Source organism: Streptomyces sp. NPDC093225 (assembly GCF_044753805.1).
Classification (GTDB): Bacteria; Actinomycetota; Actinomycetes; order Streptomycetales; family Streptomycetaceae; genus Streptomyces.
The window spans coordinates 36,931-54,489 of the sequence record NZ_JBIVNX010000035.1; the positions used below are offsets into that span (position 1 = coordinate 36,931).

Here is a 17,559-nt window from a genome sequence, read left to right on the forward strand (position 1 = left end):
TGCCGGGGACGCCCCGGGAGGCCGCGGGACGTCTCGGGACCGGGTACGGGACGCGCGGACCACCGGAACGGGTGCCCCCGCCCCCTACATTCGGCCCGGTCCGAACGGAGCTACGGGCGGCGTGACGCCACTGCGCACCGCCCACCGGCCCACCCGCCCGCGGCCCATCACCCCCTCGGTACACCGAGCGGAGGGCGGGCGACTGCCCAGCGCACCCGCGCCCACGCCACCCACGCCACGTACGCCCCCACCCCACCCCACGCCACCCACCCGACGAAAGGTCCAGCCCCATGCCCGCGAAGATCCCCACCCGCGCCGCAACGGCCGCCGCCGGCGCACTCCTGTCCGCAGCCGCCCTCGTCGGCGCCACCGCCCCCACGGTCTCGGCAGCCACCGCGACCACCGCGACCACGACGGCCACCCTCAGAGCCAGCTCGGCCTCGGCCTCTGCCCCAACCATGACCGTGGCCGTGACGCCGACCTGCGCCTCGGCCTGCTTCCTGGGCGTCCGCACCGGCGCGCACCCGGACTTCGACCGCGTCGTGATCGACCTCGGCGGCCCGACCCTGCCCACCTGGCAGGCCACGGCCGGACTCACCTCGCTGACCTACGACAGCGCCAGCGGCGAGAGCCGGCCGGTCCCCCTCGGCGGCACGTCGTTCCTGCGCATCGACACGCACGGCGTCACGAACACCACCACGACCGGCCAGTCCTCCTTCACCGGCCCCACCCTCCAGACCCTGACCCTCCCGTCCGTGAAGGGCTACGCCCTGACCGGCGGTTACGAGGGCTACGAAGGCTTCGGCCTGGCCCTCGGCACGTACAGCAGCTACCGCGTCTACACCCTCACGTCCCCGAACCGCCTGGTGATCGACGTCAACCACTGACCGCCGCCTGCCCCCGAGGACAACCGCCCCGACCCCACCCGAACGCAACACCCGTGCGCCGGAACGCGGCTTTCCGGCGCACGGGCGATCAGACCCGGGCGAACACGTCGTCCTCACGACCGGGCCACGCGAGGGTGATCCCCACCCGCTCGCAGAGGGCGAGCCAGCGTGCTTCCGTCGGCTCCCGCTCGACCCACAGCACGGCGCGCACCGAGTTCGCCCGGTCCGCGAGCCTGTCCTGGTAGTCGAGCAGCTGCCCGATGCCGACGCGCAGCTGGCGCGTCTCGTTGGCCCGGGTCAGAGACTTCACCTCGCACACGGTCAAGTCATCGTCAGTCAGCCGCCACCCGAGGTCGAAGTCGGGGTCGGCGACACCCGGCGAGAACACGTCCAGCCCGCCGATCCTGGCGGCGGCCGCCAGGTCGTTCTGCAGCTTGCGGTGGGCCGTGAGGTTCCTCGTGGCGAGTTCGATGTTGGTGAGGCCGGGCTGGGCAGGTGCCGGCTCCACCGATTCGTCCGCCACGCGGTATCCGCATCCGACCGGGACGCTGGGCGGCTGTGTCGTCCTGCCCACGGGTACCAGGTGGAACCGGATGACCGTCCGGAGCGGCCCGCCGCCCGTCTCCGGCGCCTCTCCCCAGGAGTACGGCTCCTCCGGGTCCACCGCGAATTCGCCGACGTACCGGACGATGCCGCGCGAACCCTCGAACAGCCGGAGTGAGAGCCCGAGGCTGACGTGGTCCCGAGTGGACGAATTCCCCAAGGTGTCAAAGGTCTGCGGACCCCTTTGGCCGTCTCCCGTGTAGTGGAAGGTCCCGTCCTCGGCCCAGGTGTCGAAGTAGCCGTGCTGGTGGCCCGTCTTCGGGTCGGTGAAGAGCAGCACGTTGGCGGACTTGGCGCACTTGCTGATGCCGCCCTGGCGACTGCCGCCGTACCGGTCGTGCAGTGCCTTGCGCTTGATGGTCTGCCCGGGCTCGAGGTGCCAGCTCGGGCCGGCGTCCTCGGCGGGCCCGTTCACGAAGGCTTCTTCGAAGGCGGTCCACTGCCCCGCGGTGACCCTGTGGGGGTTCGCGGCGAACAACGTGGCGAGCGGAGACTTCTCCTGGAACCGCGCGTCTTCCTTGAATCGCTGCCGGGGGATCGGCTGCTCACACCACTCCTCCATGACCAGCGGCGCGTACCAGCGATCCCCGGGATCCTCCTGCCAGTACTCGACGGGGCTACCGGCCTGCTTCGTCGGGGCACCGGTGACGCGCCCCCGGCCGACGAGCCCGCCCCGGGGCCCCGTGACCCACATGACGAACTGGTCGCCCGTGGTCAGCTCCTTCAGGTACCGCCCGACGCTCCACGATCTGAGGGTCTGCCCGTCTTCCCGGAACTTGTCGAGCTCGAACATGTCTTGGTTGCACGCCAGAAGCCATGTCGCCATGCCGCCCCCGTCTGGGTCAAGGAGATCAACCACACGAGGCTACGGCAGGGGAGTGACAGCAGCGCCCACCCGACGCTGGCGGCCGCCCGACCCTTACGTGGGTGCTACAGGGGACACGCTAAGGTGCGCTGACCTGCGAAAAAGCCCTCCGCGAGGGAGGGCTGACAATCGTACGGACGGAGCGCCCCCGGCAGGACTCGAACCTGCGGCCAAGCGCTTAGAAGGCGCCTGCTCTATCCACTGAGCTACGGGGGCCGGAAGGCGGCCGTTTCCGGCCTGGAGCCCCGGGGTGGGGATGTGACTGCGTCCGTGCCGGGTCAAGGATAGGGCTCCGTTTGCCTTGTCCCGGTTGCTTCACTCGCGTGCCACGTTGTGGAGGTTCGGTGAAGCGGTCCCGATAATCGCAGGCAGGTGCGATTCTCGCACCGCTTTTGCTCAGCCACGCCTCACGTGTTGTGCACTCGTTATGCCTGCGCCCCAGTCATCCCATCTGTCCGCCGTGTCCTCGTCGGGTCGCGGTCGGCGCGCGCAGGGCGTATAAGCTTCAAAACGGACACAAAAAAGGGCATTCTTCGCATGTGGTGACCTTGGATGTTCGGCCTCAGCTGCTCGATGCCCTCTCCGCCCTGCGCGACCGGGTCGCCGCCGTGCGTCTGCCGCTGCCCCTGCCCGGCGCGCCACGGGCCCGCCAGACCCGGTCCGAGCTGCTCGCCCAGCTCGACGACTACCTCGTACCGCGCCTGCGCGCCCCCGAAGCTCCCGTCCTCGCCGTGATCGGCGGCTCCACCGGCGCCGGAAAGTCCACCCTGGTCAACTCCCTGGTGGGCCGTCAGGTCAGCGAGGCCGGCGTCCTGCGCCCCACCACCCGTACCCCGGTCCTCGTCTGCCACCCGGACGACCACCACTGGTACGCCGGCATGCGCGTGCTGCCCGACCTGATGCGCGTCTGGCTCCCCCACGGCGAGGAGGAACTCCTCCCCGGCGCCGCCCGCGCCCGCGCCCGCGCCCGCGCCCGCGCCCGCGACCGCGGCCACGGCGCCCCGGGCGCCCCGGACACCACCCGCGAGCTGCGCATCGAGACCGTCAGCACCCTGCCCCGCGGCCTCGCCCTGCTGGACGCCCCCGACATCGACTCCCTCGTCGTGGAGAACCGCACCCTCGCCGCCGAACTGATCTGCGCCGCCGACATCTGGGTCATGGTCACCACCGCCTCGCGCTACGCCGACGCCATCCCCTGGCACCTGCTGCGTACCGCGAAGGAGTACGACGCCACCCTCATCACCGTCCTCGACCGGGTGCCCCACCAGCTCCTCGCCGAGGTCTCCCGCCAGTACGCCGCCCTCCTCACCCGCGCCGGACTCGGCGACGTACCGCGCTTCACCGTCCCCGAACTCCCCGAGTCCGCCGGCGGCGGGGGACTGCTGCCCGCCAGCGCCGTCGCCCCCCTGTACGCCTGGCTCGCCCACCGCGCCCAGGACCCCGCCGCCCGCCAGCAGGCCGTCGGCCGCACCGCCGTCGGCGTCCTGGAGTCCCTCGGCAGCCGCATGCCGGAGCTCGCCTCCGCCGTCGCGGCCCAGCACGCCGCCGCCGTCCGGCTCACCACCGCGGTCGAGGAGGCGTACCTGCGCGAGGGCAAGCGGGTGCGCGCCCGCCTCCAGGCCGGCGCCGTCCTCGCCGGCGACGCCCTCACCCGCTGGCGCGGCTACCCCCTCGACACCACCGCCGACGAACTCCTCGACTCCCTCGCCGAGAGCCTGACCGCGCTGCTGCAGTGCGCCGTCGCCGCCGCCGACGAACGCATCGCCGAGGCCTGGCGCCGGGAGCCGGCCGCCGGGGCCGTACCGCTGCCGACCCCCGACCACGAGGCGGGGGAACGCATCGGCATCGCCGTACGCCGCTGGCGGCGCGTCCTCGAGGAACTCGCCGAGGACGAGGTCGGCCACATGGACAAGCAGTCCGCCCCCGCCGCCGACGCCGTGGCCGCGCTGCTCGTCGCGGCCCTGCTCGGCGGCAAACGGGCCCGTCAGGCGGGGGACCGGCTCGCGCAGCGGATCGGGGTGCACGCGGCCGTACGCCTGCGCGACCGCGGGAACGAGCTGGTCACCAGCCACCTCGACAAGGTCCTGCGGGCCGAGCGCGACCGCCGCCTGGCCCCCCTCGACGCCCTCGACGTCACCCCGGAACCACAGGCCGAACTGATCGCCGCGCTGTCCGTGCTGCAGAAGGAGAGGTGAGCGCGGTGACCACCATGACCGACCGCGCCGACGACCGGGGCCGCGACGGCGACCGGCGCCGGGACCGGAATCGGGCCCGCCACGCCGGCGACGCGGGCCCGTACGGAGACCCCGGCCGCGAGGACCACGAGAACCACGGGGCCACCGGCCGCACCGGCTGGGACGACGGACTGATCGCCCGCCGCGCCGCCAAGGGCGAGCGCCCCACCGGCACCCGCATCCGCGGCCTCCTCGCCGAGCCCGCCGCCGACGAGGACTTCGACGGCGACGACCCCGACGGCACCGGCCCCCGCGCCGTCGACGAGACCGGCGCCCTCGTACGGGCCGTCGCCGACGGCACCGGCCCGGCGGACGCCACCGAGGCGCACGCCCTGCGCGTCCGCCTCGACGCCCTGCGCCAGCTCGTCGGCCTCTCCCGCACCCGCCTCGACGGCCTGACCCTCGCCGAGGCCGGCCGGGTCCTCGACGAGGCCGCCGCCCGCCGCGGACTGTCCCCCCGCCACACCGTCGTCGCCATCGCCGGCGCCACCGGGAGCGGCAAGTCCACCCTCTTCAACGCCCTCGCCGGCGTACAGATCTCCGAGACCGGCCTGCGCCGCCCCACCACCTCCGCCCCCATCGCCTGCAGCTGGACCGACGGCGCCGCCGGACTCCTCGACCGCCTGGAGATCCCCGGCCGGCTCCGCCGCCGCCCGCGCGACGGCGACCGCGACGAGAGCCTCGCCGGCCTCGTCCTCATCGACCTGCCCGACCACGACTCGGCCGTCACCAGCCACCGCGCCCACGTCGACCGCGTCCTCGCCCTCGTCGACGCCGTCATCTGGGTCGTCGATCCCGAGAAGTACGCCGACGCCGTCCTCCACGAGCGCTACCTGCGCCCCCTCGCCGGCCACGCCGAGATCACCTTCGTCGTCCTCAACCAGATCGACCGGCTCCCCGCGGACGCCGCCGACCTCGTCCTCGACGACCTGCGCCGGCTGCTCGACGAGGACGGCATGGCCCTCGGCGAGCACGGCGACCCCGGAGCCACCGTCCTCGGCCTCTCCGCGCTCACCGGGGAGGGCGTACCCGAGCTGCGCGAACTCCTCGGCCAGTTCACCCAGGAGCGCGGTGCCGCCACCCGCCGCATCTCCGCCGACGTCGACCGGGCCGCGCTGCGGCTGCGCCCGCTGTACGTCGCCGACGGCCGGCCCGAGATCGGCGAGCGGGCCCGGGCGGAGTTCGAGGACCGCATCGCCGAGGCCGTGGGCGCCCACGCGGCCGGACTCGCCGCCGAACGCGCCTGGCGGCGCAACGCCGGCAAGGCCTGCGGCACGCCCTGGCTGCGGCTGTGGCGCTGGTACGACGACAAGCGCACGCCGCAGCTGCTGCGGCGGGGCCCGGTGGCGCCCGAACAGCCCGCCGAGGAGGAGGTCACCGCGCGGCAGCGGGTCGAGCAGGCCGTCCGCATCATCGCGGACGACGCGGCGGCCGGGCTGCCCGAGCCGTGGGCGCAGGCGGTGCGCGAGACGGCGGTGCGCGGGGCGGAGCGGCTGCCGGAGGAACTGGACGAGCTCGCGGTCGGCATCCGTTTCGGCGCCGTGGTCGGCGCGGGGGCGGGTTCCGGGTCCGGGTCCGGGGGCGGGGGCGGGTCCGCACCGGGCCACGGCGCCGGGTCCGCGGCCGGAGCCGGGCCGGGGGCGACCGCGGCGACCGCGGGTGGGGGTGCGCCGACGGCCGGAGTCGGGGCGGGGGCGCCCGGCGGGAAGCCGCCGCGGCCGGCGTGGTGGCCGGTGGCGGTCCTGGCCCAGGCCTCGATGACGCTGCTGCAGATCTTCGGTGGGCTGTGGTTGGTCGGCCAGATCGTCGGCGTCCTCGAACCACGGCTGCTGCCCCCCGTCCTGCTGATGATCGCCGGGATCGTCGGTGGTCCCCTGGTCGAGTGGATGTGCACGGTCGCCGCCCGGGGCCCGGCCCGCCGCTACGGGCAGGAGGCCGAGGACCGGCTGCGCCAGGCCGCGGCCGGCTGCGGCCGGGCCCGGGTCCTGGAGCCGGTGGCGGCGGAACTGCTGCGGTACCGGGAAGTGCGGGAGCAGTACGCGACGGTCGCGAAGCTCCCGACGGCGACGGGATAGCGGCGCCGACCACCCGACCCACCAACCTTTGGCCAAAACTCGTCCACAGCCGCGTCGTCGTCCACAGGCCGAACACCCGCACCCGGCCCCGGCCGCAGCATGAAGACCGGACCGGACAGCCCGGTCCGGCGGCCGCCCCCCGCGGGCGGCCGCACCGGGGGCGCCGGCCCGTCGGGCCGGACCGTGGAGGGGGCGGGGATGCACGACACGCTGGTGACACTGATGGGCAACGCGGCGACCGCGATCGACTACCGGGAGGCGGCCGCAGGGGCCGTCGCGAGATTCCGCTTGGCGGTCCAGGCGCGCTACTGGGACCGCCAGAAACAGGCCTGGACCGACGGGCCGACCAGCTTCTACACGGTCTGGGCGCGCCGGGCGCTCGCCGCGAACCTGGCCGGATCCGTATCGGTCGGCGAACCGCTCGTGGTGTACGGGCGGTTGCGGGTGCGCGACAGGGAAGGGGACGAGGAGGGGAAGCGCTGGTTCTCCGCGGACGTGGACGCGTGGGCCGTGGGACACGACCTGAGCCGCGGCACTTCGGCCTTCCGGAGGCTACCCAGGGGAGAGGTGGGACTGATGGGAGCTCAGAAGGTGGCGGTGGTCTGAGTGTTCGAGACCGCTAGGATTCCCCGGTACTCGTGGGCACGAGGGCCGCTGGCCCGAAGGGGAAGACTGTGTCTGGCGTCGTTTCCGCTTCACCTCTCGCACGTTTCTCATCTCTCACGGTCCGTACGGTCCGTGCGGTCCGCACACCGGCGGGCGTGGCGCTGCGCCCGTCGGCCATGGCCGCGACCCTCCTCGCCGCCGCGCTCACGGGTTCCGCTTCCGCGGGCGTGGCCTGGGCGGACGCGGGATCGACCGGTGCACCGATCGTCAGGCCCGCGGGCGGCACGACGGCGGTCCTGGCCGGGCTGAGTACCGGCGGCGAGGCCGTGCTGCACACCCCGACCGGGGTGCGGCGGATCCCTGCCGGCCTGTACGAGCTGCAGGTGGACGGCGGCGGGACGCTGCAGACGTACGGGGTGGGCATCGCGGGCCTGTCCCCCCGCGAGGCGCGGTACACGGAATCGGCGTGGGGCGGGAGTGCGCTGGCGGGCAACAAGGACGCGGGACGCATCCGGTGGGTCCTGCAGCACTCCTATCCGCAGCTCAACGACCTGGCCGGGCTCGCCCGCCGGGCCGGCGCCGGGGCGCTGACGGCCGACGCGGCGGCGGCCGGCACGCAGGTGGCGATCTGGCGGTTCTCGGACCACGTCGCCGTGACGGCGGCGGACCCGGCGGCCGAGAAGCTCGCCGACTACCTGCAGAAGGCGGCCAGGCGACTGCCCGAGCCGCCGGCTTCGCTGACCCTGACGCCCGGCACGGTCACGGGTCCGGCGGGCGGGCGCATCGGTCCGGTCACCGTGCGCACCGGTGCCCAGAGCGTGTCGGTGGCCCCTGACCAGGCGGCCCAGGCCGCCGGTGTGCGGATCACCGGGGCCGACGGCACCCCGGTGACCCGGGCCGCCAACGGCACGCGCCTGTACTTCGACGTGCCCGAGGGCACGCCCGACGGGGTGGGCGCGGTGACGGTGCAGGGTGCCACCCGCGTACCCGTGGGCCGGGTGCTGACCAGCGAGGGCGCGGGCCAGGCGCAGATCGTGGCCGGCTCCAGCGAGTCCGCGGCCACCGCCACGGCCACCGGCGTGTGGGCGCCCACCCGCCTGGCGGCACGCACGTACGCCGATGCGCTGATGCTGCCCGAAACCACGTCGGGAGCCTCGGCCCCGAAGGCGGCGGGAGGGGAGGGGGAGGGCCCCGAAACCGCCGAGACCCGGCTCGCAGCCAGCGGCAGCTCGAACGCCACCCCCGTCATCGCCGCCCTGGCCGTCGGCCTGGTGGTCCTCGGCGCCGGCGTCGTCTTCCTCCTCCGCAAGCCCCCGGTCGACCCCGACCGGCAGGAGTAGCAGCCGCGCCCCGGGGCCGTCACGGGTCGCCGTGAACGCGGGCGTGGAGGTGTTCGTCGTGCCAGCCGTCCGCGTGGAGCAGGGCGCTGCGCAGGGTGCCTTCGAGGGTGAAGCCCGCCTTCGCCGCGACCTGGCAGGACGCCGGGTTGGCCACGGAGTGCGTGATGCGGAGCCGGTGCAGACCGAGGTCGTCGAGCGCCCACCGGCTGACCCGGACCGTCGCGTCGACCATGGCGCCGTGGCCGCGCCCCTCGGGCAGCAGCCAGTAGAGGAACTCGGCGCTGCCGCCGGCGAGGTCGATGTCCGCGAGCCCGATGAGCCCGACGGGTCCGGCGCCGGGGGACGGCGCGATCGCCCAGATCGCGGCCTGCTCGTCCTGCCAACGGCGGCCCCAGTGCGCGATCTTCGCTCGTGCCTCGTCCGGTGAGAGGGGATCGGTCCGGTTCCACCGCCGGATCTCCGGGTCGTGGCACGACCGGACCAGTACCTCGGCGTCGTCCGGTCGCCACGGGCGCAGGTGGAAGCCGTTGGGGAGGGTGAAGGCCGGTTGGCCGGTCCTGTTCATCGCGCCGGCCGGCAGCACGGGAGGTATCGCACGCATGGCAGCAGCATGCCAAGGGCCCTGTTCCCCTGCGCCGTTGACTGCCCGGCGTCGGGCTCGGGCCCGGGCACGGCCCAGGCCTCGGGCGCGGGCCTCGGGCGCGAGCCCGGATGGTCAGGTCGGGTCCGGCAGGGTGCCGAGGAGCTTGCCGACCCGTGAGCGCAGGAGGAGGTACTCCTCCCAGCGGTGGGACAGCGGCCCGGCAGGGCGCTGGACGACCCGGGGTGCGGTCACCCGCTCGCCGCGCCGGAACTGCTCCCTGGTCAGGTCGAGCTCCACGCCGTTGGGGAGGCGGTTCCACCAGTGGTAGCCCTCGGCGGTGCCGTCGACGTCCACTTCGCCGACCACGAGGTCGCCGCCGAAGAGGTCGTGGACGAGGAGCGCCGTGATGTCGCAGTGGCCCCACGAGGGGTTGTCGGGGCTCCACCCGATCCCGCTGAGTTCCGGCGGGGTGGACGTGTCGGCGGCCCAGCTCGTCCGGAGCGCCGTGTCGAGGTCCAGCAGGTTCCACGGAGTCATGGCGGGAATCGTGGCAGGCACCACTGACAGCCCGGCGGACCGGCAGGAGGGGAAACGGGGACCGAGGTCGAGTTCGCGCGGCTGGTCACCGCTTTCGCGGTCGCCTTCGCGGCCGCCTCGCAGCCGCGTTCGGGCGGAGGGGCCGGGACGGTGCGTAGCAGGCGGTCACGGAGGGTCGCGGACGGCGTGGCGGAAGCAGCGGTCCCCCGCGCGGCCGGAGCGGGGTCCGGTGATCGTTCCGGCGCCGGGCCGGGCGGGGGCAGGGGCGGTGGTCCGGGACGATCAAGGGCTGACCATATGGGTTTCACCCCTGGGGTGGACGGCTGGCAAGATGGGGTGTATCTGCCCACCCATCGATCTGCCGGACGGTTTCTCTTGGCTGAGTTCATCTACACCATGCGCAAGACGCGCAAGGCGCACGGCGACAAGGTGATCCTTGACGATGTCTTCCTGAACTTCCTGCCGGGAGCCAAGATCGGTGTGGTCGGCCCGAACGGTGCCGGTAAGTCCACCGTCCTGAAGATCATGGCGGGCATCGAGCAGCCGTCCAACGGCGACGCCTTCCTGTCGCCCGGGTACTCCGTCGGCATCCTCATGCAGGAGCCCAAGCTCGACGAGTCCAAGACCGTCCTGCAGAACGTCGAGGACGGCGTCGGCGAGATCAAGACCAAGCTCAACCGGTTCAACGCCATCGCCGAGGAGATGGCCACCAACTACACGGACGAGCTGATGGAGGAGATGGGCAAGCTCCAGGACGACCTGGACCACGCCAACGCGTGGGACCTCGACGCCCAGCTGGAGCAGGCCATGGACGCCCTGGGCTGCCCGCCCGGCGACTGGCCGGTCACCACCCTCTCCGGTGGTGAGAAGCGCCGCGTGGCCCTCTGCAAGCTGCTGCTGGAGGCCCCCGACCTGCTGCTCCTCGACGAGCCCACCAACCACCTCGACGCCGAGTCGGTGAACTGGCTCGAGCAGCACCTCGCCCAGTACAAGGGCGCCGTCGTGGCCGTCACCCACGACCGCTACTTCCTGGACAACGTCGCCGAGTGGATCCTCGAGCTCGACCGCGGCCGCGCCCACCCGTACGAGGGCAACTACTCCACCTACCTGGAGAAGAAGGCCGAGCGCCTCAAGGTCGAGGGCAAGAAGGACGAGAAGCGCGCCAAGCGCCTCAAGGAAGAGCTGGAGTGGGTCCGCTCCAACGCCAAGGGCCGCCAGGCCAAGTCCAAGGCCCGCCTCGCCCGCTACGAGGAGATGGCGGCCGAGGCCGACAAGATGCGGAAGCTGGACTTCGAGGAGATCCAGATCCCGCCGGGCCCGCGCCTGGGCTCCATCGTCGTCGAGGTCAACAACCTCACCAAGGCCTTCGGTGAGAAGGTCCTCATCGACGACCTGTCCTTCACCCTGCCGCGCAACGGCATCGTCGGCATCATCGGCCCGAACGGCGCCGGCAAGACGACGCTGTTCAAGATGATCCAGGGCCTCGAGGCCCCGGACTCCGGCGAGATCAAGGTCGGCGAGACCGTCAAGATCTCGTACGTCGACCAGGGCCGCGCCAACATCGACCCCAAGAAGACCCTCTGGGCGGTCGTGTCGGACGAGCTGGACTACATCAACGTCGGAAACGTCGAGATGCCGTCCCGCGCCTACGTCTCCGCCTTCGGCTTCAAGGGCCCGGACCAGCAGAAGCCGGCCGGCGTGCTCTCCGGCGGTGAGCGCAACCGCCTGAACCTCGCGCTCACCCTCAAGCAGGGCGGCAACCTGCTGCTCCTCGACGAGCCCACCAACGACCTCGACGTCGAGACCCTGGGCTCCCTGGAGAACGCGCTGCTGGAGTTCCCCGGTGCGGCCGTGGTCGTCTCCCACGACCGCTGGTTCCTCGACCGAGTCGCCACGCACATCCTGGCGTACGAGGGCGAGTCGAAGTGGTTCTGGTTCGAGGGCAACTTCGAGTCGTACGAGAAGAACAAGATCGAGCGGCTCGGTCCGGACGCCACCCGTCCGCACCGCGCCACGTACAAGAAGCTCACCCGAGGCTGAGGCCGCGGGCGGCGGCCCGGGCTCGTCCCCGGGCCGCCGCCGTCGCCTCCGTCGAGAGGGAAGCCGCCGAGAAGGAAACCGAGGCAGATCGACTCGTGGCACGTCACATCTACAGCTGCCCCCTGCGCTGGTCGGACATGGACGCCTTCGGGCACGTCAACAACGTGGTGTTCCTCCGCTACCTGGAGGAGGCCCGGATCGACTTCATGTTCCGGCTGGCACCGGGGAACGGCTCCACGTCGTTCCAGGGCGGCTCCGTGGTGGCCCGCCACGAGATCGACTACGTCCGTCCGCTGGTCCACCGGCACGAGCCGGTGACCATCGAGTCCTGGGTGAAGAAGATAGGCGCGGCCTCGCTGGTCATCGCCTACGAGATCAAGGACCCCGAGCAGGTCTACGTGCGCGCCGAGACGGTGGTCGTGCCCTTCGACCTCGAAGCGCAGCGGCCGCGCCGCATCACCGAGGAGGAGCGCACGTTCCTCCAGGAGTACGTCGACGACAGCGCGAGCTCCGACGGGCGCGCCGCCGCATGACGATCCCGCTGCACCTGGCCGACTCGGGGGAGGCGGCGGACCTCGCCGCCTTCCTGGGTCGCCTGGTGCACTACGACCGGGCCGCCGCCGTCCGTCTGCAGGCGCAGGCGGGCGGGGCGGCGCTGGCCGTCTTCGGGCGGCCGCCGTCGTTCGAGGTCCTGGCGATCCGCACCGCCCGGCTCGCGGGGCCGGGGCCGGCCGCGCCCCTCGACGTCACCGTCTCGGCGGGCGAGCTGCTGGAGTCCGTGGACGAGGCCGCCGGTACGGCGGTCGTGCCCGCGGCCGTGACCGGCCCGCCGTGGGCCGGGGTGCTGCCGCCGCGCGGCGGCTGGCAGCAGGTCACCGGCCTGCCGGGCGCGGAGGCCATGCGGGCCGCCGTCGGCGCGGCCGTCGCCGAGTTCCGGGCCCGTGACGAGGCCCTGCCCGCCGATCGGCGCACGCGCGCCGAACGCGACCGCATCGGCCGCGAGATCTGGTCCCGTACGGTCGCCGGGACCGAGCTCCCGCTGCGTGCCGTGCACGCCGCGCAGTCCCTGGGCTTCCTGCGCCCGGTGCGTGCCCTCGCGGGCGGCGCCGGGTCTGCCGGAGCCCCCGAGCCGGTGGCGCTGCTGGCCGCCGGCGGCTGGCTGCGGCTGCGCACCCCGTACGGATCCGTCGCCCTGCGCCGACCCGGCGGCGGGCTGGGCGCGCTCCAGGTCCGGCCGGTCTGAGGCGCGGGTACCCCGGCGGGTACCCGCGACGGCGCCCTAGTCAGCCGTGTTGACCATCGAGGCCGCGGCGTAGGTCAGGTAGCGCCACAGCTGCTCCTCGTGCTCGGGCGCCAGGCCCAGCTCGTCCAGCGCGACCCGCATGTGCCGCAGCCACGCGTCGTGCGCGGCCCGGTCCACCACGAACGGTGCGTGCCGCATCCGCAGCCGCGGGTGCCCGCGGTGCTCGCTGTAGGTGGTGGGACCGCCCCAGTACTGCATCAGGAACAGGGCGAACCGCTCCTCGGCCGGCCCCAGGTCCTCCTCGGGGTACATCGGCCGCAGCAGCGGGTCCTCGGCCACGCCTTCGTAGAAACGGTGGACCAGGCGCCGGAAGGTCTCCTCGCCGCCCACCTGTTCGAAGAAGGTCTGCTCCTGCAGCGTGCCCTTGGGAATGTCAGTCACCCGACCATGGTCTCAGACACCCGGACGGAGGACCCCGGACCTAGGACTTCTCCCGGGCCTCCGGGGCGCAGGCGCGCGGCGGGTGCGCGGGCGCGGCCGGTTCGCCGTGCGCGCCCCGGGGCAGGACAGTGGACCCATGGGCGCACGGAGCGCGCACGGATCGGACAGCGCCGCGCACGAGGTCGAGCGCGAGGTGGCGCACGCCGCGCAGGTGCGGGAGCTGACCGCGGCCGGCGACCTGCCGGACCCCGCCTGGCGGGCGGCCTTCGCGGCCGTGCCGCGGCACGTGTTCGTCCCGTACTTCTACGTCGCCCGCGGGGCCGGGTACGAGCGGCTCTGGGGCGAGGACCCCGACCCCGGCCACCGGGCCCGCTGGCTGCGCGGCGTCTACACGGACGCTCCGCTGGCCACGCGGGTGCGCGGGGCCGAGCTGCTCTCGTCCAGCACCCAGCCGTCCCTCATGGCGCGGATGCTGCACGCCCTCGACGTGCGCGACGGGGACGACGTCCTGGAGATCGGCGCGGGCACGGGCTACAACGCGGCGCTGCTCTGCCACCGGCTCGGGGACGAGCACGTCACCACGGTGGACCTGGACGAGGAGATCACCGAGTCGGCCCGCTCGCACCTGGCACGGCTCGGCCACCACCCGGCGGTGGTCACCGGCGACGGGGCGCGCGGCTGCCCGGCCCGGGCGCCGTACGACCGGATCCTGGCGACCTGCGAACTGCCCCGGATCCCCCACGCGTGGCTCGGCCAGTGCGTGCCGGGGGCGCGGATCCTGGGCCCGGTGGCCACCGGGCTGCTCGCCCTGACGGTGCGGGACGCGGCCTTCGCCGAGGGGCGCTTCCTGCACACGCCGGCGTACTTCGTGCCGCTGCGGGGCGGGGAACGCGCGCCGGCCGCGGGCGTGGGTGCGGCGGGGGCGGGGGCGGGGGCAGGGGCGGGGGACGGGCAGGGGGTGGCCGGGGGTCCGCCGGCGCACCTGCCGTACGAGGTGCTGGAGAACGACCGCTTCCACTTCCTGCTGGCGCTGGCCGGCGAGGCGCTGCACCCGCGCGAGGCCCTGGACCTGTGGCGCGGTGAGGGGCGGCCCGGGCGGGAGCGCTTCGGGGTGACCGTGAACGCGGAGGGGGAGTGGGCGTGGTTGGACGATCCCCGAGGGCCCTACGTGTGGCCCCTGGGGAGACCGGCGGCCTGACCGCGCCGACGGTCCCGCCGCGCCGACGGTCCCGCCGCGCCGACGGCCTGACCGCGCCGACGGCCCCGACCGTGCCGGGGCCCGACCGTGCCCGGGGCCGACCGCACCGGCGGCCCGACCGGGAGGTCGGGCCGGGGGCGGATCAGCCGCGGCGGATGGTGATGGTGGTCCAGGCGCCGACGTGCACCTGGTCGCCGTCGCCGAGCGGAATCGGCACGAACGGCTGGATGGGCTCGTCGCCGCCGTTGACCGTGGTTCCGTTGGTGGAGTTCTGGTCCACGACCGCCCAGCTGCCGTCGGGCTGCTGGACCAGCACGGCGTGCTGGTGCGACACGCCCGGGTCCTCCGGCGGCACCGACAGGTCGATGTCGGGGGACTCCCCGGTCGACTGGCGGCGCCGGCCGATGGTGATCTGGCCGCCGGTGAGCGGCAGGTGCTGCTCGGGCGAGTACGCGGGCAGGTTGAGGCCCGACGCCTCCGGGCCGCTGCGCTGCATCATCGCCATGAAGTACGCGCGGTCCGGACCGATGGTGGCGCTCCAGGAGCCGCCCTGGCCGGGGTAGGGCTGCTGCTGGCCGGGGTACATGGCCTGGCCCTGCTGCGGCTGGCCGGGGTGGCCGGCGCCCGGGTGACCGGGGTTGCCGGGGTGCCCGCCCTGCATGGGCTGACCGGGCATCTGCCGGCCCTGCATGGGCTGGCCCGGCATCTGCTGGCCCGGCACGGGCTGGCCGGGCACGGGCTGGCCGGGCATGCCCTGGCCCGGGTGCGGCTGCTGGTGCTGCGGGGCGTGCGGCTGCGGCGGGGCGGCGGGCTGGTAGGCCTGCTGCGGGTGCGGCACGCGGCCGCCGGGCGGCGGCAGCATCCAGTCGTCCGCGCCGGGCTGCTGCGGGCCGGGCGCCGGGGCGCCGGGGTGGCCGCCCCCGTAGCCGCCCTGCGGTCCGCCGGGCTGCCCGGGCGGCGGGTAGCCGCCGGCGGGGTCGCCGTGGAGGGGCTCCGCCGGCCGGTTCATCTGCGAGGGCCGGGAGCCCTGGTAGTCGAACGGGTCCTGCGGGCGCGGTCCCTGGGTCTGCGGGTAGCCGGGCTGCATGTTCATGCCCGCGCCGGGGTGCGGTCCGCCGGGGCCGGTGCCGTGCGGGGGCACCGGAGCGCCGGGCCCGGTGCCGTGCGGCGGTACCGGCGCACCGGGGCCGGGGCGGCCGGGCGGGAACGGGCTCGGGGTCCGGGTCTGGAAGTTGTAGCGGCACTCCTCGCAGAACGGCGCCATGGCCTCGCGCGGGGTGCGGCACTGCGGGCAGAGCTCGGCCTGCATCGTGGCCCCGCCATCGGGACCCGGGTAGCCGTAGCCGCCGTACGAGGGCCCCGGCGGGGGAGGCATCGCCCCGGCGGGCGCGCCCGCTCCGGCCATGCGGTGGCCGCAGACCTCGCACCAGTCTTCGGAGACCGAATGGTGTCCGTTCGGACAGGTCGGCATGTCGGCCCTTCCCCCTCTCCCCGTCGGGCCCCCCAGGGGCCGCAATTCAGGACTTCTTCACTCGCACGGTCTGCGTCGAACGCGTCTCGAGAGTCATCTCGTCCGCATCCGCCACCTTCGCTTTCAGCCGCACAGTACCGGTCGCGGCATCGACGACGTCGACCACCTTCGCAAGCAGTTTCGCAGTGTCCTCGTTCCCCGACGCACTCGCCAGCTGTACGGCCCGTCCCAACTTGGCCGTGGCAGAGTCGAAATCTCCCGATTTACGGGCTTCCAGTCCCTGCCGGATGGCCTGGGCCAGCTCCGCCTGACCTGTGTAATGCGCCACTTGGGGGCTGATCGCGGTCGATGCGACCAGATCGTCCGTCCACACCGCCCGTACCAACCCCTGGGACAGGACGGCGGGGACGCCCCCGTCGGTTGCACCCCGGCCGGGAACCGTCGCCGGGCCGCCGGGGACCACGAGGGAGACCCGCGCGGCCAGCATCTCCTGGCCGAGTCCGGCGGCCGGCACCCGTACGCACACGTGGTAGTCCCGGGACTCGTCGCCCCACGAACCGGTCGGGTAGTCCCCGGCGCGCGGGCCGGCCCCGGTGCGCCGGTCGGTGAGGTCCACCACCGTGGGGGAGACCTGCTTCACGAAGCGGACCTCGGCGTTCAGCGGCGTCCACAGGCGGAGCGCGACGTCCCCGACCCCCTTGCCCATGGCCGCCGCCATCATCCCGGTGAAGTCCGCGGCCAGGCCCGCCGGATCGGCCACGATGTCGGCGCGGCCGAGCAGCGCCTCCGCGACGGCGGTGACCTCCTTGACCTCCCAGTCCGTGCCCACCCCGCGCGCGTCGCAGGTGAACCGGCCCGCGCAGGCGGCCAGGGCCGCGGCCAGCTCCTCGGGGCTCTCGTGCTCGTTGCGGCCGTCGGTGAGCAGGACCGCGTGCCGGACGGCGGCCCCGGAGCCCGGGCCGTCGGCGGCGAACAGCCGCTCGGCCAGTCGCAGCCAGGTGCCGATGGCGGTGCCGCCGCCCGCGCCCAGCCGGCGCAGGGCCTCCTTCGCCGCCGCGCGGGTGGCGGGGTCCGCCACGGCCAGCCGGCCGCCGCCGGGGTAGACGTCCCGGGCCTTGTGCGTCCCGGCCACCACCGCGAACGACGTGCCGTCGCGCAGGGTGTCGAGGGCGGCCGCGGTGGCCTCCCGGGCCCCGCGCATCTTGGTGGGCGGGTACTCCATCGACCCCGAGCAGTCCACCATCACCACCACGGCGGCGTCGGGCCCGGCCGCCCGGGCCAGGCTCGCGCCGCCGGAGGCGGTCACGGTGACGACGGCGTGGACGTCCCGGCCGCCGTCGGGCAGGAACTCGTTCTGGTACACCTCGACGGCGAAGCGCGGAGCGCGGGGCTTGGCGAAGTTGGCCATACGTGCGGGCTCCTCGGACTGCGACGGC

15 protein-coding genes and 1 tRNA gene are annotated in these 17,559 nt (G+C 74.2%); 9 read left to right on the forward strand and 7 right to left on the reverse strand.

Annotated features, from left to right (window positions below):
* Positions 1-290: 290 nt before the first annotated feature.
* The gene (locus ACIQCH_RS27155; protein WP_402585025.1) at positions 291-887 is read left to right on the forward strand and encodes a hypothetical protein; all 597 of its coding nucleotides are present in this window, start codon (positions 291-293) and stop codon (positions 885-887) included.
* Between the two features lie 88 nt (positions 888-975).
* On the opposite strand, the gene ACIQCH_RS27160 is transcribed toward ACIQCH_RS27155, so the two are convergent.
* Complete coding sequence (locus tag ACIQCH_RS27160; RefSeq protein ID WP_402585027.1) at positions 976-2,316, reverse strand: hypothetical protein; 1,341 nt, start codon at positions 2,314-2,316, stop codon at positions 976-978.
* A gap of 182 nt (positions 2,317-2,498) precedes the next feature.
* Positions 2,499-2,571, reverse strand: a tRNA-Arg gene (locus tag ACIQCH_RS27165).
* A 332-nt stretch (positions 2,572-2,903) separates the two neighbouring features.
* On the opposite strand from ACIQCH_RS27165, the gene ACIQCH_RS27170 reads away from it, so the two are divergent.
* From ACIQCH_RS27170 to ACIQCH_RS27185, 4 genes are all read left to right on the forward strand, one after another.
* Positions 2,904-4,550, forward strand: coding sequence for a dynamin family protein (locus ACIQCH_RS27170; RefSeq protein ID WP_402585029.1), 1,647 nt, complete (start codon positions 2,904-2,906; stop codon positions 4,548-4,550).
* A 14-nt stretch (positions 4,551-4,564) separates the two neighbouring features.
* Positions 4,565-6,664, forward strand: a complete 2,100-nt coding sequence (locus ACIQCH_RS27175) for a GTPase (RefSeq protein WP_402585077.1) — start codon at positions 4,565-4,567, stop codon at positions 6,662-6,664.
* A gap of 198 nt (positions 6,665-6,862) precedes the next feature.
* Positions 6,863-7,270, forward strand: coding sequence for a single-stranded DNA-binding protein (locus tag ACIQCH_RS27180; RefSeq protein WP_402585030.1), 408 nt, complete (start codon positions 6,863-6,865; stop codon positions 7,268-7,270).
* Between the two features lie 155 nt (positions 7,271-7,425).
* Positions 7,426-8,610 carry a TQXA domain-containing protein gene (locus tag ACIQCH_RS27185; protein ID WP_402585032.1) on the forward strand — a complete coding sequence of 395 codons (1,185 nt, stop codon included), beginning with the start codon at positions 7,426-7,428 and terminating at the stop codon, positions 8,608-8,610.
* Positions 8,611-8,629: 19 nt separating this feature from the next.
* Here ACIQCH_RS27185 and ACIQCH_RS27190 read toward each other — a convergent pair whose 3' ends face one another.
* Together ACIQCH_RS27190 and ACIQCH_RS27195 are read right to left on the reverse strand one after the other, a co-directional pair.
* Positions 8,630-9,211, reverse strand: coding sequence for a GNAT family N-acetyltransferase (locus ACIQCH_RS27190; RefSeq protein ID WP_402585033.1), 582 nt, complete (start codon positions 9,209-9,211; stop codon positions 8,630-8,632).
* A gap of 114 nt (positions 9,212-9,325) precedes the next feature.
* Positions 9,326-9,730, reverse strand: a complete 405-nt coding sequence (locus ACIQCH_RS27195) for a hypothetical protein (RefSeq protein ID WP_402585035.1) — start codon at positions 9,728-9,730, stop codon at positions 9,326-9,328.
* A gap of 375 nt (positions 9,731-10,105) precedes the next feature.
* Between ACIQCH_RS27195 and ettA the strand changes: the two genes are divergently transcribed.
* The 3 genes from ettA to ACIQCH_RS27210 all read left to right on the forward strand — a co-directional run bounded on the left by ettA (position 10,106) and on the right by ACIQCH_RS27210 (position 13,013).
* A complete protein-coding gene (gene ettA, locus ACIQCH_RS27200) occupies positions 10,106-11,770 on the forward strand; it encodes an energy-dependent translational throttle protein EttA (RefSeq protein WP_402585037.1) in 1,665 nt (554 codons plus the stop codon).
* 95 nt (positions 11,771-11,865) lie between these two features.
* Complete coding sequence (locus tag ACIQCH_RS27205) at positions 11,866-12,303, forward strand: acyl-CoA thioesterase (RefSeq protein WP_402585039.1); 438 nt, start codon at positions 11,866-11,868, stop codon at positions 12,301-12,303.
* Entirely contained in the window at positions 12,300-13,013 is a 714-nt protein-coding gene (locus tag ACIQCH_RS27210; protein WP_402585040.1) for a hypothetical protein, read from the forward strand. Before ACIQCH_RS27205 ends, ACIQCH_RS27210 begins: the two co-directional genes overlap by 4 nt.
* Positions 13,014-13,049: 36 nt before the next feature.
* Here the strand turns inward: ACIQCH_RS27210 and ACIQCH_RS27215 are convergent, their stop codons facing one another.
* Positions 13,050-13,454, reverse strand: a complete 405-nt coding sequence (locus ACIQCH_RS27215) for a globin (RefSeq protein ID WP_402585042.1) — start codon at positions 13,452-13,454, stop codon at positions 13,050-13,052.
* A 136-nt stretch (positions 13,455-13,590) separates the two neighbouring features.
* Here ACIQCH_RS27215 and ACIQCH_RS27220 point away from each other — a divergent pair, with 136 nt between their 5' ends.
* Entirely contained in the window at positions 13,591-14,652 is a 1,062-nt protein-coding gene (locus ACIQCH_RS27220; RefSeq protein ID WP_402585044.1) for a methyltransferase domain-containing protein, read from the forward strand.
* A gap of 142 nt (positions 14,653-14,794) precedes the next feature.
* Here ACIQCH_RS27220 and ACIQCH_RS27225 read toward each other — a convergent pair whose 3' ends face one another.
* Positions 14,795-16,123 (reverse strand): FHA domain-containing protein, encoded by a 1,329-nt coding sequence (locus ACIQCH_RS27225; protein ID WP_402585046.1) that lies wholly within the window; start codon positions 16,121-16,123, stop codon positions 14,795-14,797.
* Positions 16,124-16,169: 46 nt separating this feature from the next.
* The gene (locus ACIQCH_RS27230; protein ID WP_402585047.1) at positions 16,170-17,531 is read right to left on the reverse strand and encodes a VWA domain-containing protein; all 1,362 of its coding nucleotides are present in this window, start codon (positions 17,529-17,531) and stop codon (positions 16,170-16,172) included.
* Positions 17,532-17,559: the final 28 nt, after the last annotated feature.